This is a genomic window from Methylophaga thiooxydans DMS010, from assembly GCF_000156355.1.
Classification (GTDB): Bacteria; Pseudomonadota; Gammaproteobacteria; order Nitrosococcales; family Methylophagaceae; genus Methylophaga; species Methylophaga thiooxydans.
The window spans coordinates 15,720-33,159 of the sequence record NZ_GG657900.1; the positions used below are offsets into that span (position 1 = coordinate 15,720).

Consider the following 17,440-nt stretch of genomic DNA (forward strand, 5'->3'; position numbering starts at 1 on the left):
GTGTCATCCTTATTAATTAGCTAAACCAGTGAAGTCTTAGTCGAATTTGACCCAGACGCCGTCAACATCAACGTCGACAATCTTGCCTGCAGCACTACGGGAGCCGGTGTCGTCAGTGTTAGCCACTGTCTGGTCATCGACGATGTAAGCGGTGGCTTCGATATCGGTGCGGTCAATCGAGCCATCGTTTGCAAACAAGAACGTGCCTTTGCGTACATCAATGGCTTTATCACCGGCAGAGCCAGCACCGTTATCAACGTGCTGGTCTGCACGGCCTACGGCTTTCAAACCGGTTGCCGTTGAACCAGCCTCAGCATTGCCAGATGAATCAAGCACAACAATAGAGCCAGCAAAGATGACACTTGATGCCGCCACTGGATGGTTGTGAACTTCACCTAACCGTTGCGGGGTATTACGGTCTTTGGTTAATGCGGCCATTACTTATCTCCTTTGAGTGATTTGGCGTATTCGGCTGGCTCGACACCCAATTGCGTACAAACCGCCAACTGCGCATCAGACAGAACGGGGTTGCCGTCGTCATCGACTTGCTGTGTGGTGGTTTGTTTACCTGTCAGGGCGGCAATGGGGGCGGCTGATTTAAGGTAGGACTTCAGCACATCAACCGGCTGGTCTTTAGCCCACAGCTCCATGGCGGGAGTGAGCTTGCCATCTGCTTTGGCTGCGGCAATCATGGCGTCCTTGTCATTGCCATCCAGGCGCGCTGTCAGAGCAGCAATTTCTTCGCCTTGCTCTTTAATAACAGCCATAGCGGTGTCGGGGGTAGCCGCAGTGGCAGCAGCAACAGCTTCATCAGCGCTATCGGCTTTTTTCTTTAGCTCACCGAGAGCATTGCTAACCGCTGTCAGCGCAGCAAGCCCTGAAGTGTCTTTCAGCTCCAATGTGGTTGCCATGTTGGTAACCTGCTTATTCATAGCAGTCAGAGCTGCAGTCACCGCTGATTCATCGGCATCAGCTGCAAGGCCAAATAATTGGCGTAACAGCTTTAAAGTCTCCTCGTTCATAGAAGCGTCCTCTTGTTTTGGTTGCGGGAGAAGGGAAGCCGCTGCCAATACATCATCCATTCCATCAATGGCTGGGTTATTGGTTAACGCGACATGAAGTAAATCCAAGACATGACCTGTTTTGGGGTCATAGGTGAAAACGGGTGAAATATATTTATATTCTTTGTTGGTGATGAAGCCGTTGGCTTTTGGTGTCCATTCAGGACTAGACAACATGAGACCTTTATCAGGCACCCAACTCAACGCGGCAGGCTTACCCCAACCGGCAGCGGGTGCAGGCTGACCATTTTTAGCAGCCAACAAAGTTTGGTGTTCGTAATCGAAAACGATGTCGTTCTTGCGTGATTGAACGCGATTAATAAGTGCAGCTGCAGAAACATCATCAAGATACCAAGGGCCACTCCCTGCCATCGCACCGCGAGGGGCATCGAACTTGCCAGCAGGAAATAACTGGACGGCACCATCAGTGCCGACCAGTAGTGAGCAGATTGCAAGCGCTACGTTATGCATAGCGACCTTGAGGGAATGATGTCATGGCGAGTCTCCTGTTCGTCGTTTATTTCAAGAACAGGTGCCACTCTACGAATGCGGGGCAAAAAAAATGCCCTGAAACAGTTCAGGGCATTAAATATTTGTTGTTATTGAAGATACCGTCTACGCATAAAAACGGCAACAATCAGAAGTTAAGATGCAACCGCTTGACCTATGCAATTAGCTTCAGCATCCAGCATTGTCCATTTACTACGTACACTTTTTGACGTGACAGCATTATCAATCTTGCGATTTTTTAGAATTAGGAGCAATGCCGTCATATATAGTACCGCCCTTAAAAAGAGTGAACCTCTGACAATGTGATAAAAGACAGTAAGGTGCATTTCTTTTTGGGCTTTTAATATCAGTTTCTTTTGATGCTCTGACTCTGTTTTTAAGAAAGCATCCTCCCAACGCTCTTGATAACGTTTTAACTGAGGACTATTTTTAATATCATTCCGGCCCAAAAATAACGTCAGGATAAAATGCATCGCACTTAACTGATGGGTGTATCTAATCACCCCATTCAAAGTCGTGCGTGTAATGCAATACAATTCATTATCAAAATCAATTTCTCCCGCTTCAGCGGCATTGAATAATTGATCACGTATATCAAAAAGGCGCTGACGAGTAGAGTCGTTCAAATAGCTTCTATACTCAACAAACCAGGCGTACCAAATCCCAATAAATAACGCGATCAGTAATATTGAATCATTCAATTGTGAATCCATCACACATCCTCCGGTCTTGTTTCGCCTCTTGGCGTTAAGTCACTAGATGTTCTCTTACTGTCCACTTCTTTTTCATACATCTCTTTATATGGTTGATAGCGTTCAACCACATTTTTTCTATGTCTTGACTGACCTCTACCATATAAAATCCCGAACACACCAAAGAGACCACCGAGCAAGCCAACTAGATAACTACTCTCTTCAGCTGACTTTTCATCCTTGTTAATTTCAGCGTGGATTTTCGCGTTAATGCCAATATCAGCTTTTGTTGTTTTACCAGCCCATGAAATTGCAACTGGCGATAAAAGATATAGCCCTAAAACCAATGCTGACCCAGCAATAAACCACCTTATAGTTTTTGACCACTCAGCAGCTCGCATTGTTGCGATACTTCCCCGAAGCGATGCATTTTCAACGAGTAAGTCTGTTCTTGATTGATATTTGTCTGCCATCAGGCACAAAAAAACCCGACACCAATCAAACCATCAGCATCAGGGTTACTCCCTATTAGTAGTTATCCATAATAAGGCATATTGTCACAGTTTTACATATCCAAGCAATAGCAACACTATTAAAGACCGCTTAACCCCGTTTAAATTCCCGCACAATCGTTTAATACTTTTATATTCCAATACTGACCGCACATCAACAGTTAAAACAGCTTAGAACGGCACACAGAGATTCAACGTAGTGCATCTTGAAAGTGTTCGTAAAGGGTATCAATTATCATTTGTTCATCGTCTTCTGACACACCCAAGTAGGGCCTGGCGGGAATACCTCGGTCTTCATCACCGAACTGATGGGTCGCGCCCTGGATAAGGTTGGTACCCATTTCCATACTCTGGCTGCTGGTGTTATAGGCTAGCGTGTCACGCATGAATCCTTCTAGCACCAGCACCTTGTCGGCGTTTTTCTTTTTACGTGCCTGATATTTCGGATCGAGTGGCTCCCATGGGTTACTTTCAGGATCGACTTGCTGATCCCATCGATCATGGGTGCTGTTAAGTAAACCTTCACCGATATCGATAAAGGCGGGTTCCAAGTCTTCACCGGCATCGACCAGGGCGCGTAGCCGGGCGGCGATGGCTTTATCCGGGAAGCTATAGTCGATACTGATTGATGCGCCTGCCATTATTCACCTATACTATGTTTATCGGTTGCGATGCTGGCGCGTACGCCCATAGCATCAAAAACCCGCCAACCTGGTGCGTCAGGAAAAGTGGCCCCATCATTCTTCATCCCCATACACCAGATACCCCTTACGCTGACTGTTCAGGTAATTACGGCGTGATGTCGGGATAAACGTCCAGCTTTCCAGTAACCCCTTTCTCACATTGGCCACCGCGACCAGGTACCGGCCTTTACCGATATCGTAGGCTTTGACAATGCGAGAGCGCAGCACCACTTTGCCAGTGCCGTTGTGTTGCTGGAACGATAACCAGACTTCATAAGGATTGGTCAGCAAGTCGTCCAGTAACGGCAGGAACTCAGCACGGGCGGGATCAATATGTTCTGATAATGCCTTGCTGTTGAGCAGAAACGGTAAGCCTCCGGGGGTGTAGAGTTTCTCTTCACCCACTTGTTTTTGCAGCTGCTCATATACTTCTGCTTTTTTATTTAAGCGTGATCCCAACTTCACCGGCGACTTGGTGAAAGGTATCTGTTGTTCTCTGCCAGCTTCAGCCCAGCCTTGTGGTGTGAGCGTTGTCCACTGAGTGCGTGTTTTTGTGTATTGCGCCATCACATCATCAGCCAGCTGCTCACCAAAAGCGGCTCTGCCTGGATTATAGGCGAAGCCCGGATCAACACCTTTGGGTACGCTTACGGTACGAGGCGACGGGCCTCGGACACCGACCACTTTATCTTCCAGTTCTACTGCAGGAGCGTTATCCGGGCCAGTTTTACCGAGCTTATCCATATCGCGTTTGCTGAGTGTTCTGACCCGACACTTGCAACCCCAGCCGTTCTGGGGGTAATGGGTCTGCCAGAATGGGTCGTCGGCATCAAGGATTAATCCGTCCCAGGCTACATGCTCTGGCCGTGGATGCTCGACAGCATCATTGTGTATGTACTGCCAGAATGGTCGAGTGTGTTTGACTTGCTGCATCTGGGCATATCGACCAGCGTTATGGCTTTGATACAGATTGGTCTCGTAGATAACCCGGCTGCGCCAGTTGCGACCACCGTTATAGCCCCAGCCGTGCTTGCTGACTATCTGATCAAAGTCTTTGCGAAAGTCCTTCAGGCTCATGCCTTCAGTAATCACTTTGTCCATTGATGAACGAAAATCGTTAAGCAGGTCTTCTTTCATCGCCCCGGCAATGACAAAGGCACGGGCATGCTGGCCCTCATAGATATCTGTCCAGGATGCCGTCGGCAGGTTCAGCTTGTCACGAAACGCATCAACCGCTTTATTGAAAGGCATGGAGCCGTAATTGATGTTCATTTAGCCAGCTTCATGCAATTTTTGCTTCAGCAGATAACCTTCCAGTTGCCAGATTTTATTTTTGGCATTCTCATAGGCTATCTTCTCACCTATTTCAGCGTCGAAGTTTTCTGGACTAGCGCAAGCTGATTCACCTGTTACAGTAAAGCCATTTTGTAAAGTTAAGCAGCAGACAGTTAATTGGCTTCCTTCAAATACGTGATACTGCTCTGACTTGATTACAGCCTGAAGCATATCTGGAGTTAACCTTGGAGCGTTAAGTTCTTTCTTTTGAATTTCATTTTCTATTTCAGTCATTTTCAGACACCTCATAACGCCCAGCCAGCTCAGCGGTGGCCAGCGCCATTTGAATCACGTCAGCAAGTTCTTCCGGGTCAAGAAAACCGAATGCTTCGACCAGGCGATCCTGAAAGTCTTCTAGCGTGCCACCGTTATCATCCACTTCCTCTAATAAGGATTTAATACGGTTATAAAGGTCGTCTAACGGTGACTGTGCTTGTGTTGCCAGTTGATTCACAACACCATCTAACTCTGTTTCATTATCACCGGCTTTGGCTGCAGCGGTAGCGGCGGCATTCGGGCGTGCAGCATCATTTTGTTCAGGGGTGTTAGTTGGAACCGGTTCATAGCCTTCACCATAGATCTCCGTCAGTTTTTCTTGGTTAAGCCGGTAGCCCATATCGAACAAAAGCTTATCGCGTTCGGCGCGTTCGTTAAGTTCTTCACCTTCCTCAGAGATGAACTTGATACGTGGGCCACGGCGTGGATCGGCACCGGGAATATTGAGTGCAACCATTGGCCAAAGTAGGTCACGGTTTAAGGTGCCAGCAATTTGCCGCACGTCACTGACCAGCAGATCATGACGCACTTCATTATGGATATCACCCAGGTTAGAACCCAGACCGGTATTTTGTGCCGTACTGGTTAAGGTGCCACCGAGAATCGCTTTAGACTGAACCGACTCGCACCAGTTGATCATAAACTGGTATGGGTCGCTGGCTCCCTTGGCGGCCTCTTTAAAATCGACATCCATACCATCGGGCATGATGCCTGCAGCACTGTGGCCGATACCAATGACGGCGCGAAGCAAGGTATTTTTTTCTTCATCACTGGCACCGCTGGGGTAAGTGCCGAGTCGCATTGGTATGCCATAGACTTCCAGAAACTCGGCCAGATCCCGAATGCTGTAGTTTTTAAACAGGTATGGCCATGCGAGGATACGATGCAAACCGCCACGGGCAATGCTGCCAGACTTGGCTTTATGAACATGCGTTACCCAGCCAAACGGCCACAATTCATCACCTCTGCCACCACTGTTACGCAGCAGAATCTTTTTGCGATCATTTTCATCGATGGTAAATAGGCGTGCTGATTGATGCTCTAGCGTTGGTAACAGCGTTTTACCCAGCTTATGCCAACCGAGTTCCAGCATCGAATAGCCTTTGCCAATCGCATCACCGATATCGAAAAGGTGATCTTCGAAGTCTTCCATGTCAAGCAGCCACTCTTTGACCTCTTCGGCAAGCGCTTCTTCTTTTTTATCGGCATTACGCGGTGCGACCACATCCCAATCGACACCCATCAACGCCCGTTTTCGCTTACTCATTTCCGCAAAGACATGGGCATCTTTTTCTTCCATATCTTCAAACAGGTCGGCCTGTTCGACCAGATTGCCTTGTTCAGCTGCTTGCAGAATGCTGGCTAACTTGCGTGGTGTTAAACCACCTGAAGGATGGTTCTCAAACTCTTTACTGATAAAGCCGAGCTTGGATGTTTGCTCTTCACTCAGTGCTTCTCGCACCTGTACTGGCTTACCAGCGGCATCTACGATTTGACTTGTTCTTACTTGTTCCATTGTTACCATCCACCGCCTTTTTGCATCAGGCTGCTGTAGTCGTTGTCGGGGTTGTCGCGTTCGGTTTTGCTGGGGGCTGCTGTCCACTCAATCGGTGAAGCCAAATCAAAGCTGGCAGCATGCGCCATGACCAAACTAATCGCTGCGTCACCGTGTCGGCTTTTGGCAGCATCGGTTTTACCATCGGGCAATTTCGGTACACCTTTAATCACTTGCAGCGCACCGATATCGTCTGCGACATCGGCATCACGCGGGATAAGAATGGTGTCGTCCTCAAACGCAGCTTTGAACTTGGGCATATTATCCAGGTACCAGCTTTGGCTAAGCATCACTTCTTCGACCACATTGACGCCATAGCGGTACTTGGCTTGCTCTGCCAGATACTGACCATTACCACGGGCATCCAGCTTGGCCGCACTGAATCGAGGCAAACGATCACAGATATAAAACAGCACCTGCTCTTGCTGCTTGAACGGCACGTTGTGCAGTTCAACCATAAATGGCACTACGCGCCTGAGCTGCTGACTGATGGTCATCGGTGTCAGCACGGTTAAGTCACCGGAGCGACCAAAATCTTCGCCTAAAACGTGGCGTAAATTGGGATTTAACTGGTCTAAAAGCGGCTTTAAATTAACCTCACACCAGGCCAGCATTTCTGCCTGGCGAAGATGCTCTGGCCACAGGTTGAACTCGGCGGTACCGGAATAGCGCAGCACCGGCACATCATGCATGCGGGACTCACGTAGGGCGCGGCTGATATAGGTGCCACCGCCTTGTTTGGGGACGCAGTCATATTCTTCTTCGGCATCTTCGGTACTGGCAGTATTTTTACGAAGCCCAGCTTTCCATTCGTCTTCGCCTTCTTGTGTCCATTGAATTTTCTGAATTTGGCAGATGCGTTTATAGAGACCCATTTCACACGCATCATCCAGTGTGATTCGATGAACGCTGTAATCTTTTTTTCCAGATCGACTGTCTTCGATGAGTTCATTGAACAGGTTTTCTACGCCATTATGCGTAGAGATGATTCGAATTTTGCTGCCCCACATCGTCAGAGCTAACGCAGCTTTTAAAAGCTCATCAAGTGCATCATGGAATGCCGCCTCATCAATGCAGACATTACCCTGACGACCACGCATATTGCTGGGTCGTGAGCTGAGTGCCTGAATCTTAAAGCCGCTGGCAAAGCGAATAGTGAAGGTGAGAATATCTTTGTCTTCATCTTCAAAGATTTCCTCTTCAATGGCTGAGGCAGCCTTATTGAATGACTTAGCCCACATCGAACAAGCATCAATAAACTCTACGGCCATCTCTTTATTAGAACCAACGTAGTAGCAGTTGGTACCGCCCGCAGCCTTTGACGATGAGGCGGCTAATACTTGATCGGCTGCTTCAGCCCAAGTTAAACCTGTACGTCGTGACTTTTCAGCAAGCTTAAGAATACTGTCATCTGCCATCCAGTTCTTTTGATATGGCAGCAGGACATCATTCGGATCGTAATCTTTGTATATGGCTAAAGCAGCGCCCATCGCTTAACCCAGCCCCAGTATTTCTGTCTTGATTGAATCAATTGCTTTTTGGCTCATGCCTTGGCTGACCATAGACTTTTCAGCTGTCGCTGCAGCTTCGTTAGCGGCTTCGGCTCTGATGGCTTTCTCTCGCTCTTCATTCATATTGGCCGCTGACTCCAGTCGCTGAACAGCGAGTGCCAATTGAGCCAGCATTTTTGGCTCTACAGGGGTATCACCTTCAGCCATATGCATTGCTGAATCAAACGCCATCGTGCGGATGATTTCATTGACTAACTTACCAACCTGGCCTTGCGGTGCAGCGCCCAGCTTGCCGATCCACATGCTGGCCAGTTCGCGTGATTGCTGTAGTTTGGCTCCGACATCTTTCATCTTGACGGCATATCGATTGACCGCAGACTTGCTGACGCGATCATCAGTGCCGAGCTGTTCAAGGATGGCATTGATTTGTGCTGTGGCATCCAGTTGTGAGACTCGCGGATCTCGCAACAGGGTTTGCAGCTGCTCCAGAATATCGGCTGGCAATTGCTCAATGGATGAGGCGCGAGCCATTATTCAGTCGTCTCTACGCTGATGGTGATGGGTGAATAAGAATGTGACATCCCAACACCAAAGAAATAACCAGCGGCAATGATGTAGCAAAAAATAACCACACTCTTTAACACTTCTTTGCCGAAGCTCTTTATATCTTGCTGTAACAGCCAGTTCTTTAATTTTCTAATCATGGTCGCGCTCTCCCAATACCATCAATTCGGCTCCGCCCCAGCGCAACATCGACGCCACGCTGAGTCACCTTGGCAATCAACAATTCACCAACCGTTGTAATCGCCAGCAGACCTTGCTCTTCCAGCCAGCGCAATTCGGTACGAACACGATCAGCAGACACATCATGACCAACACTGGCCAAAATCATTTGCAAGATGTTTTCGTTATGCGAGTAGCCAGGGTCTTGCTCCAATGCCTGCAATAAGGCAAGACGAATAGATTCTGTGAGTATTTGATTAAAGCTCACCGCTTATCTCCTCGTAACAGATAGTCATTGATTAGCGTTAGCTGGGTTGTCATGGCTTTCAAAGAGCCAGTCATTTCGCTGATGTTTTCACTCATTCCATTCATGCGATTGTAGATATTGCTAAGGTCGGTATGCGTTGGTGCACCATTCATTCGCTCTTCAACGATATCCATTCGGCTAACTACTTTAACTATCTGCTGGCTCACTTCTTTAATCTCTGTTTTATTCACGCGATGGCGATTGATTAGCCAGGTGTAAACCCAATTACCTGCAAACAAAAAAGCCAGAAACACATCAAACCAAAACCTGTATGCGGTGTAATCTAATTCCATTTATCGCTCCCGCTTAGCCTTAATGTTTTGACAGTCCACACAGCGCACCGCGTCTGGTCTTGCTTCCAGTCTTTTATTTGGAATCGGCTCACCACAATCCAAGCAATAGCGAATACCGTTTTCTTCATCAGGTTGTTCTGTTTCTCTGCTACTTCGAAGCACCGTCTGAATCGCGATATCCCTGTCTTTTTGTTCGCGCTCCTGGGCGCGGTCGAACACGTCCACCATGCTTATTTACTTTCCTTGTTACGGCTTAAAAGAGTAGATAGATTCTGAAATACGCCCGGAGGTGGCGTTTGTCCGGCTGACACTTGTTTATCATCAGAACGCTTTTTCACTGAGACACCCAGCACAGCAAGCGCGATTGCCCACATACCAGATAGGTTGACCATGGCATTGATAACAGCAGGAGCGTCATTCGGTGAAATAACGATCACAATGCCCAAAGCAGACATTTGTACAAACCATGTCACGGCAATGGTGTAACCGAAGAAAGGTCTCCAGCGACGGACGAATGAATCGCCAGAGGTGTACTCGGTTCGCATGGTGGCGTTGATGGTGGCCAACTGCTTGTTCTCGGCTTCTAGTTCGGCGAGAACGATAACGTTCATTTCTTTTTGCAGTTTTAGTTGAAGCTCTGGATCATGCTTTATTTTGGCTAAGGCTTCATCAGCGTTACCTGCGCCCGTTACTGCATTGGCTGCTTTAACAACCTTATCAGCGACGTTACCAGCCCTATCCCCCATTAAAAGCCGGGTTAGCCCCGGCACGAATTGCGCTAATCCTAAAGCAATGCTAATCGGCTCCATGAGTCACCTCTGTATTGATAAATTGCTGCAACACAAACAGACGGCGCATCCAGCCCATAATGAAGCGTTCTTGTGATGGGTTTTCAACGGCGAGGTCATGATAGAAGTCAGCCCGATAGGCAAGGCTGAGAGTGAGCTTGTTAGTAAGGTAGTCTTCGTTATTAGCGAAACGTCTGATAGCGCCAAGCGTTTCATCACCGATCACACCATCTACTTCCACGCGATAAGCGCATTGAAGGAATTTGATTGCTGTTTTGGGCCGGTGGTTTACTACCGAGTCAAACAAGAAACAACCAATGACTGGTGGCAAATCGCCACAGCCATAGGCTTGCCAGTAGTCACGGAAATAGAGTGCAATGGCATCATCTAATGTCAGCAGTCTGATATTAAGATGGGGGTATTGACGCTTGCTGATGCCGTAGTTGGTTTCGCCACCGGCATCGTTTGGATCATCCACATAGCCGCCTTCAATCTTCAAGACATGATTGACTGCTTTGAGGAAAAGTTCTGGGTAGGTTTTGTTTGTGTCCATGGGTTGCATGATGCTTTCTGGCACAAACAAAAACGCCCTGAATGAGTTCAGGGCGCTGGGGTGTTACTACAATTTAGTTAAGCAGGTTTTAGAAGTCTGGGCAATCTTGAGTTATTTTTTTCAGACTGGCTGGAAGTTATAACCAAGCTGGAAATTTACCTATAAGATTCATTGGACTTGGTCTTTCAGCTGACACCGTTGAACCCAACCGTTTGACATTGCATCCATATCTACTTTTTCAAAACTCTGCCCGGAACGGGCTGCAAATCTCTCAGCTGCCATTCGGTAGCTATTATTTACCCAGTTACTACGCGACTCATACTGCTCATCATTCAATGTACTGGGGCTGCCATAAATGCGATTCGCTGCCAAACTCACCATACCCTGAGCAGTGAAAGCATCACACCATGGCTGGAAGAGTGAGTCATCGGCTGCAAAAACTGATGAAGAAAGTAGTAGCGCATAGATACAAAAAGCGAGTTTTTTCATTTTTAAGTTCCTTTTATCAACAACCGATACAACCGCTACAACTTAGCAGATAGGTTGTTCGCGTTGTAGTGGTTGTTAAACCAAACTATAGGTGTAAGCACCTTTTATTTTCTCAGATTGCCAGTGAATACGGTCAAAGCGATCTAGTCTATCACGGGCGGTTTTATCATCTTTTTTGTGACCGCAGGCGTCCAGTAGCTTGGTTTTATTCAAACTACCTTGCTCCTTCAGCACGGTTTTTACCTTGTCGATAAACGCTCTTTCTTCATCGTTGAGTGTGACTTCGTCGAGATCCAGTTCGGTTAAAAACAGATCTGCCACTTCTATTCTTAGTGCGATATTGGCAATGGCAGCACGTTCTTTTTTAACTTCGAGCAGCCAGCGAATTTCACCTTCGGGCGAGTCCGCTTTGATAAGACGGTACATATTATCGACGCTGTTACGTAGGTTGTTTGATCCTTGATAGTTGCTGCCGTTCTTGGTGGAGTGATGCAACACAATAATGGTGGCACCGGCGTCACGTATCTTTTTCAGCTTGTTGCCGATCCGCATGGCTGTCAGGTCATTATTGATATCACCAAAGTCTCTGAGACTGTCCAGCATCAGCAGCATGTTTTTAAACGCGTTGCCATAGGCTCTGTTTTCAAGCTCATCCAGCAGTTCGAGTGGCTCACCATTGAACTTACTGCGGTGCGAGTAGGTTAGATTCGGGCAGGCTTCGATCAGTTTATGTTCGATGCCACGCTCTTTCAGCACACTGATGGGGTTATCGACATCGATGTACAGCACATTCATCGCGCCTTGCTCACTACCACTGTTGTGTTCAGTGGCATATTTTGCCAGCCCGAAAAGCAACCAGCTTTTACCCATGCCGCCATCGGCATAGATCATAGTGATTTGTTTTTTAGGCAAAAAATTAGGGTATAAAAACTCAACACTATCGTTGAAGTCATCAGTTGTGAGTGGATTGATAAAATCGAACATTAAAAGAGATCCTGTTGTTTGTCATTTTCAAGTTGACGCTGTTTAGCCTGGCGTTTGTAGACAGCGCGTTCAGTAATTTTTTGTGTCCGGGCGACTTCTGCTTTGGTAAAGCCTTGATCAAGCAGACGGCTTGTCTCTGCCAGATCCACTTGGTATAGCCTTGCTTGAAGCTTGGGGATGGCGATTTTCTCATTACGGAAGGTATGCACGAACTGTTTGTATTGATCTGGACTAAGCACTTGCTTTAGGTCACCTTGCCCCGGCACTCGAATAGTGACACCACCGAACTGTTTCACCAGACGCAACAGTCCATCAAGACCGATCACATCGGCTATCTCTCTGGCTACAGGTGGTAAATAATCAGGTAAATTCACTGGCTCGGTACCTTGCTTATGGCAGCGCTACTTGAGTGGCACGTTCAAACGCGACTTTGTCATTAAGGTGATCGACGATGGCATTGAGTAGCGGCACATTACGACGCCACTTGCTGGCATTCGCACGGCCTGCTACCAGCTTCTCGACATAGCTTTCGCTCAGGTTCATGGCATCCAGTAGGTACTCAACGGTTTGCAGCAGGCTGCGTTTTTTCTGTTCCTGATATAACGCGGCAATGATCGCTTCAAACTGCTGACGCTTGTGCACCCACTCCAGACGTTCAATACCAGGACGGCCTGTTGTTGCATGGCCTTTACCACCGGTGACGTGCCAGGCTATGGTTTCAGCGTATTCCCAACTGAGTTGCATATCGGTCAGTAAGGCTTCAATTTTTGCCATATACGGGCTGCGATTGAATGGCTTTCTGCCTGCGCGTTTAGGTGGTTTAATCGCTTTGGCATCACGTAGCAAATTGACTAAATGTTTCAATTCTTTGTCCGTCATCTTGCTGCACGAACGTTCACCGGTATGGTCTCCTTGCCATGTGCGACGAGCTTCTTCGTCCTTAAACAAGCGGCTAGCGCCGATATGAACAAGCTGGATTAGCTTTTGTCTTGAACTCATAGCTGCCCCACGATTTGTAGATAACGGCCAACAAACATTAAAAACGCTGTGCTGGGAGACACTGGTTCAATGGCTTTTTTTAATGGCTCAATATCTTTAATTAACGGCCATTCATCATCGTGTGGTGCCATCAAGTCACGCTGCTCTGTGGCTAACAAGACCAAGTCTGCGTGCTTCACTTCTGCAGGCATCTCAGCGTCTAACCCAAAACGGCCTAACACGGCTTTTTCAACACGCTTCTCTATTTCACGATAATCGGGCAAGAGGTTTTTCAGTGGTCTGGCCACATCACCAACAAACGCCTCTGCGGCATCATGCAGCAGTCCGTGCAAAGCCATTTCAGGCGGTACAATTTCAGACACATAAACCGAATGTTGGGCTACGCTGTAGAACTTATTAGTGTGGCCAGCGAAGCGGCAAATGTTTGATAGGCCATGAGCGGCAACGTAAATGTCGAACTCAGACTCTTCAGGACACATAAAGTTAAAGTATTCACCACTGATAGTGAGTATGTCTGGTCGCATCTCGCTTGCTTCTTTCATGTTCATTATTTGGATTCCTCTAACGATCCCCAGCTCCATGCAATGGAGTTATGGCCACAATGTTTACAGCGGAGGATATGAATGTTTTCCGGTGTAACCTCTTTTGCTGTTTTGTACTTGTGACCAGATATATACCGACCACGACTAAGCGACCGCCAGATGCAACGTGCAAAACAGATTGGGTTCCTTAATTCATCCATATCATCTCCCGGATTTTTCACTGCCTTAACCCCAACGAAGGGGCTAAGTAATCCGTCTCGTGGATCAGTCGGCGTTGCCCGGCGGGGAGAAAGGTTATAAAACCCACCGTCTCAGCTGCAGTCTGTTAGTTTTTTGCTGGCACCACCTGTCTGCTGACGCGCCGTTGGTTAAGCGGATTTAGGCTGAATATCGATGACGCGATACTTCAACTGTCGTTGAACCCCATCACGGGGACTGGTGACGGTTGGTCGCTCACCAACTTTTATGTCTGATACAAACGTGCCACTCCAGATACCAGCCTGAAATGGTCTTGAATCAACAACGACGCCATCTTCATCGATGTCCCACTCCAGAAAGTCCTGGCCCCTGTCTTCGAATACAATCATTTCCATAGAAGACCTCACAGAGCAGCCATATCGAGAGCCAGATTCTGAAACTTGCTCTCGGTGGTCGGGCGGTAATAGAAACGCACATAGGCGCTGGAGCCAGTGATTTGCATCGAATCTTTCAGCGCCTCCATGGCTTGCTTCCATTTGTGATCGTCAATCTCCAGCCGCAGCAGTCCGAGGATTCGGGCAGCACTAAGCTGGCCTTCAGTGTTGGTTTTGAAGGCGTGATCGACCAGGGCTTTGATATTGTCGTTGCTGCCTTCTGACCATTCTTGAATGCATTCATCAATCAGGGATTTAGCTGCTTCAGCACGCTCATCGAAGTGCAACAGCTCGGCCATTTGAATGCGAATCTGGCGTTTACCGTCATAGCTGGTGAGGCTGATATTGCCTTTTTTGCCACCGAGCTTGGCATCGTATTTTTCTGCAACAAGCTCGACGAAGGCATAAACGTCATTCATCGCCTGAGCTTTGAAGGCGACCATCTGCTCTCGCAGCAACTCGGCCTTACCAAACAGTTCTTCGATAAGATCATCACGATCCAGATCGATTTGTTTGATTTTGCTAATGGGTACAAGGTGACCTTGTGCGTTCACCTTGTGTTGCTCTGTATTGATAGCTGTATTCATGGGTTACTCCTGTTTAAGCCACAACTTTCCACTGCACCTGGCAGCCGCTGACTTCTGTGGCGTAGGTTTCGAGACGACGTAGGCCGGTTTTAATGCGGGTTTTTGTGCCGCCCTTAAGTCCACCTGGACTGTCGTTGTAGCCGACGATGGTGATGGTCGGCTTTCTGGCTTCACCGATGTTGATATCGGTAATGGTGAGGCCACGTCGTGCTAGTTCTGCTAAGCAGTGGCGAACGTCTTCTACTTTTTTGCTGATGATGTCGTTACCCAAATTCTTGTTCATGATTAGGCTCCAATTTTGCTGTGTTCACAGCCGCCACGGCAGGCTCTATAAAGTTGAATGCGTGTCGGGTTTGTTGCTGCATACGGGCGGCTTTGGTATTCAATGCATTGGTCGCTGGGGATAGCACCAACCACCGGGCATTGCACACTGCCGGACATAAACTTGCCTTCAATGAGTGCTTGCAGTCGGTCAGTTCTGCCGGGGTATTTACTCTTGATGACCTGGTTAATCACGGTTGGTGAAGGAAAGCCATCATTCTGTCTGAGAACAGCGGCCACCTTGGCTTGTGATGTTTTCTCACATTCGGTTTTGAGTACTTGTTTCCAGTCGCTCATTTGTTGTCATCCTTTTCTTTCTGAATGCGGTTATAAATTTCTTCACGATGAACAGAGACATCTTTTGGGGCTTCAACCCCGATCCGGACTTGATTACCTTTGGTACCAAGCACATTCACGACAACGTCATCACCGATAATCAGGGCTTCGCCCACACGTCTTGTTAAAATCAGCATTACTCACCTTCCTTTAATGAAATGGGTAACTTGCCAAGCAGTGACAAACTAATCTTCACGCCTAAATGAACGCCTTTGAGCACCTCCGGATCGGTTATTTCAATCTCTTCACCGATTTTGATAGAGGCACCTTTTTGATCCACTATCAGCTGCAATTCATCAACTCGTTTCTGGTGCCATGCCATTAATTGTTGAATTACGTCTACTGTCGCTTCATCCATTACTCACCATCCTTTGGCCATACGACCTTGTTTAAATTGGGATCAAAGACTTGTTTAATGCGTTGAATCATCGGCGGCTTTGGACCGGTATTCATCGCGGGTAATAGTTTGTATCGCGCCAGACCACCACCATGGTTGGCTGGGATTATCTCTTTGAGATAATTCGCCTTAGCCAGAAAGGTGATGTAATCCTTGGCAGTGTTCGGTTCGATAGGTGTTTCTTCCGTAGAGGCTGATGCCACCAAATCACGCCAACTGAAATCACTCAGAATTCGCATGGTTCGCCACATCTGTTCACGGCTCTCGCCACCAGTGACGTGGTCACCTTTGCGGTTGACGCGAGGTGCATTCACACCGACATCACGAGTCAGCCTCCAGACAATGGCACCGCCCATGCGCTTGGTGGTGCGTTCCAGATAGCCAGCACCTTCCAGCCCTATCACGTAGGTTCTGGCTGTTCGGCGATTCACTTCATTCAGCTGTTTGTGATCACTGGTGTGTGCTTCCAGGTCAAGTAAAGAAAACACTTTCAATTCACGTATGGCTTGCCAGCAGGCATCTCTACCTGACAGCTTGCCGTTTGCTCTTGTGATATGAACAGGCTGTGTCATTTAACCTTCCTCCTGGGTGCGTCGCCGGTATAGAGGGGACGGTTACCCCAGAGTTTGACGTCGATTTGGTCGGTACCAGCTGAGTAGGCGGCTTGCTGAACTTGGTTGAGATTGACGCAGATTCGACGGGCGACGCCCATGCTTTCACGCTGGATGCGTTCGAGCAGGTCATCAGCAATGGTGATGTCCGGGCAGTAAAGTTGGGACAGTTGTCGTGTGTCTTCCAGATCGGCAGGTTGAGCGCCTTGCCAAGCCAGCATTCGATTGTGGAACCGTTCCCACTTGAGCAGCTTGGTCGGGAGCTTCTCTTCACCGATCAGCAGGATGGCAGCGTTTGATCCTTCATAAATGTCACGCACTACTTCGACGGCTTTCTTTTCGACGATGTGATCCATCTCATCGATGATGAGCGGCAGACCACTCAGCGCCAGCTGCTGACTGATTTGCTCGACCATGTCATAGTTGGTCTTATCTGGCTGGATGCCCATTTCTTTGAGAATGGAAAGGAGCAGCGCTTTTTTTGTCCAGGTGCTTTTGCATTCAACGTAGTAAGCGCGGTATTTATTCGCTGCATAAGCTGCAGCAAACGATTTACCCCAGCCACTCGGGCCAAAGAAAGTGACCATACCTGGTAGATGTGCTGGGCGATTCATCGCTTGTTCCAGCAATCGTGTACAGAGCATGACGTTTTTCAGTGGTGCCGTGGTGACAGAGGCTTCGACTCTGTCTCCCAAGTTGACCACGTTTTGATTTGTTGTCATTATTTACCTCATCACGTTTTA

Annotated in this window: 29 protein-coding genes; all 29 read right to left on the reverse strand. The window is 48.0% G+C overall.

What is annotated here, in order from left to right:
• Window positions 1-36 precede the first annotated feature (36 nt).
• Window positions 37-438 (reverse strand): hypothetical protein, encoded by a 402-nt coding sequence (locus MDMS009_RS11850; RefSeq protein ID WP_008290156.1) that lies wholly within the window; start codon window positions 436-438, stop codon window positions 37-39.
• Window positions 438-1,532 (reverse strand): phage protease, encoded by a 1,095-nt coding sequence (locus tag MDMS009_RS11855; protein WP_008290138.1) that lies wholly within the window; start codon window positions 1,530-1,532, stop codon window positions 438-440. The genes MDMS009_RS11850 and MDMS009_RS11855 overlap by 1 nt, the downstream gene beginning before the upstream one ends.
• Window positions 1,533-1,705: 173 nt before the next feature.
• Window positions 1,706-2,284: a hypothetical protein gene (locus MDMS009_RS11860; protein ID WP_008290118.1), complete on the reverse strand. Its 579-nt coding sequence runs from the start codon at window positions 2,282-2,284 to the stop codon at window positions 1,706-1,708.
• Entirely contained in the window at window positions 2,284-2,736 is a 453-nt protein-coding gene (locus MDMS009_RS11865) for a hypothetical protein (protein WP_154646946.1), read from the reverse strand. The genes MDMS009_RS11860 and MDMS009_RS11865 overlap by 1 nt, the downstream gene beginning before the upstream one ends.
• Window positions 2,737-2,966: 230 nt before the next feature.
• Window positions 2,967-3,416, reverse strand: coding sequence for a phage virion morphogenesis protein (locus MDMS009_RS11870; protein WP_008290150.1), 450 nt, complete (start codon window positions 3,414-3,416; stop codon window positions 2,967-2,969).
• 96 nt (window positions 3,417-3,512) lie between these two features.
• The gene (locus MDMS009_RS11875; RefSeq protein ID WP_008290145.1) at window positions 3,513-4,730 is read right to left on the reverse strand and encodes a PBECR2 nuclease fold domain-containing protein; all 1,218 of its coding nucleotides are present in this window, start codon (window positions 4,728-4,730) and stop codon (window positions 3,513-3,515) included.
• Window positions 4,731-5,027, reverse strand: coding sequence for a Gp49 family protein (locus MDMS009_RS11880; RefSeq protein WP_008290712.1), 297 nt, complete (start codon window positions 5,025-5,027; stop codon window positions 4,731-4,733).
• Window positions 5,020-6,585: a DUF935 domain-containing protein gene (locus MDMS009_RS11885; RefSeq protein WP_008290130.1), complete on the reverse strand. Its 1,566-nt coding sequence runs from the start codon at window positions 6,583-6,585 to the stop codon at window positions 5,020-5,022. Before MDMS009_RS11885 ends, MDMS009_RS11880 begins: the two co-directional genes overlap by 8 nt.
• 2 nt (window positions 6,586-6,587) lie before the next feature.
• Window positions 6,588-8,114, reverse strand: coding sequence for a terminase large subunit domain-containing protein (locus MDMS009_RS11890; RefSeq protein ID WP_008290169.1), 1,527 nt, complete (start codon window positions 8,112-8,114; stop codon window positions 6,588-6,590).
• 3 nt (window positions 8,115-8,117) lie between these two features.
• Window positions 8,118-8,666, reverse strand: a complete 549-nt coding sequence (locus MDMS009_RS11895) for a DUF3486 family protein (protein ID WP_008290117.1) — start codon at window positions 8,664-8,666, stop codon at window positions 8,118-8,120.
• The gene (locus MDMS009_RS16300) at window positions 8,666-8,839 is read right to left on the reverse strand and encodes a hypothetical protein (RefSeq protein ID WP_008290347.1); all 174 of its coding nucleotides are present in this window, start codon (window positions 8,837-8,839) and stop codon (window positions 8,666-8,668) included. Before MDMS009_RS16300 ends, MDMS009_RS11895 begins: the two co-directional genes overlap by 1 nt.
• On the reverse strand, window positions 8,836-9,126 hold the full coding sequence (locus tag MDMS009_RS11900) for a VpaChn25_0724 family phage protein (protein ID WP_008290323.1): 291 nt from the start codon (window positions 9,124-9,126) through the stop codon (window positions 8,836-8,838). The genes MDMS009_RS16300 and MDMS009_RS11900 overlap by 4 nt, the downstream gene beginning before the upstream one ends.
• Complete coding sequence (locus tag MDMS009_RS11905) at window positions 9,123-9,458, reverse strand: DUF2730 family protein (protein ID WP_008290353.1); 336 nt, start codon at window positions 9,456-9,458, stop codon at window positions 9,123-9,125. Before MDMS009_RS11905 ends, MDMS009_RS11900 begins: the two co-directional genes overlap by 4 nt.
• Window positions 9,459-9,686, reverse strand: a complete 228-nt coding sequence (locus MDMS009_RS11910) for a TraR/DksA family transcriptional regulator (RefSeq protein ID WP_081443580.1) — start codon at window positions 9,684-9,686, stop codon at window positions 9,459-9,461.
• A gap of 2 nt (window positions 9,687-9,688) precedes the next feature.
• Window positions 9,689-10,267, reverse strand: a complete 579-nt coding sequence (locus MDMS009_RS11915) for a 3TM-type holin (RefSeq protein WP_008290135.1) — start codon at window positions 10,265-10,267, stop codon at window positions 9,689-9,691.
• Window positions 10,254-10,799: a glycoside hydrolase family 108 protein gene (locus tag MDMS009_RS11920; protein ID WP_008290134.1), complete on the reverse strand. Its 546-nt coding sequence runs from the start codon at window positions 10,797-10,799 to the stop codon at window positions 10,254-10,256. The genes MDMS009_RS11915 and MDMS009_RS11920 overlap by 14 nt, the downstream gene beginning before the upstream one ends.
• A gap of 168 nt (window positions 10,800-10,967) precedes the next feature.
• On the reverse strand, window positions 10,968-11,288 hold the full coding sequence (locus MDMS009_RS11925) for a hypothetical protein (protein ID WP_043887798.1): 321 nt from the start codon (window positions 11,286-11,288) through the stop codon (window positions 10,968-10,970).
• Between the two features lie 75 nt (window positions 11,289-11,363).
• Window positions 11,364-12,272 carry an AAA family ATPase gene (locus MDMS009_RS11930; RefSeq protein ID WP_008290124.1) on the reverse strand — a complete coding sequence of 303 codons (909 nt, stop codon included), beginning with the start codon at window positions 12,270-12,272 and terminating at the stop codon, window positions 11,364-11,366.
• On the reverse strand, window positions 12,272-12,646 hold the full coding sequence (locus tag MDMS009_RS11935; RefSeq protein ID WP_008290342.1) for a hypothetical protein: 375 nt from the start codon (window positions 12,644-12,646) through the stop codon (window positions 12,272-12,274). Before MDMS009_RS11935 ends, MDMS009_RS11930 begins: the two co-directional genes overlap by 1 nt.
• A 16-nt stretch (window positions 12,647-12,662) precedes the next feature.
• Complete coding sequence (locus tag MDMS009_RS11940) at window positions 12,663-13,271, reverse strand: regulatory protein GemA (protein ID WP_008290338.1); 609 nt, start codon at window positions 13,269-13,271, stop codon at window positions 12,663-12,665.
• A complete protein-coding gene (locus tag MDMS009_RS11945; protein ID WP_237700449.1) occupies window positions 13,268-13,819 on the reverse strand; it encodes an HD domain-containing protein in 552 nt (183 codons plus the stop codon). Before MDMS009_RS11945 ends, MDMS009_RS11940 begins: the two co-directional genes overlap by 4 nt.
• A 362-nt stretch (window positions 13,820-14,181) precedes the next feature.
• Window positions 14,182-14,406 (reverse strand): hypothetical protein, encoded by a 225-nt coding sequence (locus tag MDMS009_RS11950; RefSeq protein WP_008290122.1) that lies wholly within the window; start codon window positions 14,404-14,406, stop codon window positions 14,182-14,184.
• A gap of 8 nt (window positions 14,407-14,414) precedes the next feature.
• A complete protein-coding gene (locus MDMS009_RS11955) occupies window positions 14,415-15,032 on the reverse strand; it encodes a DUF3164 family protein (RefSeq protein ID WP_008290166.1) in 618 nt (205 codons plus the stop codon).
• A 13-nt stretch (window positions 15,033-15,045) separates the two neighbouring features.
• Window positions 15,046-15,315 (reverse strand): hypothetical protein, encoded by a 270-nt coding sequence (locus tag MDMS009_RS11960; protein WP_008290127.1) that lies wholly within the window; start codon window positions 15,313-15,315, stop codon window positions 15,046-15,048.
• A 2-nt stretch (window positions 15,316-15,317) separates the two neighbouring features.
• Window positions 15,318-15,650, reverse strand: a complete 333-nt coding sequence (locus MDMS009_RS11965; RefSeq protein ID WP_043887799.1) for a hypothetical protein — start codon at window positions 15,648-15,650, stop codon at window positions 15,318-15,320.
• A complete protein-coding gene (gene csrA, locus MDMS009_RS11970; protein ID WP_043887800.1) occupies window positions 15,647-15,826 on the reverse strand; it encodes a carbon storage regulator CsrA in 180 nt (59 codons plus the stop codon). Before csrA ends, MDMS009_RS11965 begins: the two co-directional genes overlap by 4 nt.
• Complete coding sequence (locus MDMS009_RS11975) at window positions 15,826-16,047, reverse strand: hypothetical protein (protein WP_008290147.1); 222 nt, start codon at window positions 16,045-16,047, stop codon at window positions 15,826-15,828. The genes csrA and MDMS009_RS11975 overlap by 1 nt, the downstream gene beginning before the upstream one ends.
• Window positions 16,047-16,658 carry a hypothetical protein gene (locus MDMS009_RS11980; RefSeq protein ID WP_008290358.1) on the reverse strand — a complete coding sequence of 204 codons (612 nt, stop codon included), beginning with the start codon at window positions 16,656-16,658 and terminating at the stop codon, window positions 16,047-16,049. The genes MDMS009_RS11975 and MDMS009_RS11980 overlap by 1 nt, the downstream gene beginning before the upstream one ends.
• A complete protein-coding gene (locus MDMS009_RS11985; RefSeq protein WP_008290142.1) occupies window positions 16,655-17,419 on the reverse strand; it encodes an AAA family ATPase in 765 nt (254 codons plus the stop codon). The genes MDMS009_RS11980 and MDMS009_RS11985 overlap by 4 nt, the downstream gene beginning before the upstream one ends.
• Window positions 17,420-17,440: the final 21 nt, after the last annotated feature.

Coding starts and splice junctions, on each gene's coding strand:
- MDMS009_RS11915 (WP_008290135.1), bottom strand. CDS start 10,267: ATGGAGCCGATTAGCATTGCTTTAGGATTAGCGCAATTCGTGCCGGGG.
- MDMS009_RS11975 (WP_008290147.1), bottom strand. CDS start 16,047: ATGGATGAAGCGACAGTAGACGTAATTCAACAATTAATGGCATGGCAC.
- MDMS009_RS11865 (WP_154646946.1), bottom strand. CDS start 2,736: ATGGCAGACAAATATCAATCAAGAACAGACTTACTCGTTGAAAATGCA.
- MDMS009_RS11855 (WP_008290138.1), bottom strand. CDS start 1,532: ATGCATAACGTAGCGCTTGCAATCTGCTCACTACTGGTCGGCACTGAT.
- MDMS009_RS11945 (WP_237700449.1), bottom strand. CDS start 13,819: ATGAACATGAAAGAAGCAAGCGAGATGCGACCAGACATACTCACTATC.
- MDMS009_RS11925 (WP_043887798.1), bottom strand. CDS start 11,288: ATGAAAAAACTCGCTTTTTGTATCTATGCGCTACTACTTTCTTCATCA.
- MDMS009_RS11960 (WP_008290127.1), bottom strand. CDS start 15,315: ATGAACAAGAATTTGGGTAACGACATCATCAGCAAAAAAGTAGAAGAC.
- MDMS009_RS11940 (WP_008290338.1), bottom strand. CDS start 13,271: ATGAGTTCAAGACAAAAGCTAATCCAGCTTGTTCATATCGGCGCTAGC.
- MDMS009_RS11905 (WP_008290353.1), bottom strand. CDS start 9,458: ATGGAATTAGATTACACCGCATACAGGTTTTGGTTTGATGTGTTTCTG.
- MDMS009_RS11880 (WP_008290712.1), bottom strand. CDS start 5,027: ATGACTGAAATAGAAAATGAAATTCAAAAGAAAGAACTTAACGCTCCA.
- MDMS009_RS11895 (WP_008290117.1), bottom strand. CDS start 8,666: ATGGCTCGCGCCTCATCCATTGAGCAATTGCCAGCCGATATTCTGGAG.
- MDMS009_RS11885 (WP_008290130.1), bottom strand. CDS start 6,585: ATGGAACAAGTAAGAACAAGTCAAATCGTAGATGCCGCTGGTAAGCCA.
- MDMS009_RS11910 (WP_081443580.1), bottom strand. CDS start 9,686: ATGGTGGACGTGTTCGACCGCGCCCAGGAGCGCGAACAAAAAGACAGG.
- MDMS009_RS11955 (WP_008290166.1), bottom strand. CDS start 15,032: ATGAATACAGCTATCAATACAGAGCAACACAAGGTGAACGCACAAGGT.
- MDMS009_RS11920 (WP_008290134.1), bottom strand. CDS start 10,799: ATGGACACAAACAAAACCTACCCAGAACTTTTCCTCAAAGCAGTCAAT.
- MDMS009_RS11985 (WP_008290142.1), bottom strand. CDS start 17,419: ATGACAACAAATCAAAACGTGGTCAACTTGGGAGACAGAGTCGAAGCC.
- MDMS009_RS11965 (WP_043887799.1), bottom strand. CDS start 15,650: ATGAGCGACTGGAAACAAGTACTCAAAACCGAATGTGAGAAAACATCA.
- MDMS009_RS11870 (WP_008290150.1), bottom strand. CDS start 3,416: ATGGCAGGCGCATCAATCAGTATCGACTATAGCTTCCCGGATAAAGCC.
- MDMS009_RS11875 (WP_008290145.1), bottom strand. CDS start 4,730: ATGAACATCAATTACGGCTCCATGCCTTTCAATAAAGCGGTTGATGCG.
- MDMS009_RS11980 (WP_008290358.1), bottom strand. CDS start 16,658: ATGACACAGCCTGTTCATATCACAAGAGCAAACGGCAAGCTGTCAGGT.
- MDMS009_RS11850 (WP_008290156.1), bottom strand. CDS start 438: ATGGCCGCATTAACCAAAGACCGTAATACCCCGCAACGGTTAGGTGAA.
- MDMS009_RS11890 (WP_008290169.1), bottom strand. CDS start 8,114: ATGGGCGCTGCTTTAGCCATATACAAAGATTACGATCCGAATGATGTC.
- MDMS009_RS16300 (WP_008290347.1), bottom strand. CDS start 8,839: ATGATTAGAAAATTAAAGAACTGGCTGTTACAGCAAGATATAAAGAGC.
- MDMS009_RS11930 (WP_008290124.1), bottom strand. CDS start 12,272: ATGTTCGATTTTATCAATCCACTCACAACTGATGACTTCAACGATAGT.
- MDMS009_RS11950 (WP_008290122.1), bottom strand. CDS start 14,406: ATGGAAATGATTGTATTCGAAGACAGGGGCCAGGACTTTCTGGAGTGG.
- MDMS009_RS11860 (WP_008290118.1), bottom strand. CDS start 2,284: ATGGATTCACAATTGAATGATTCAATATTACTGATCGCGTTATTTATT.
- csrA (WP_043887800.1), bottom strand. CDS start 15,826: ATGCTGATTTTAACAAGACGTGTGGGCGAAGCCCTGATTATCGGTGAT.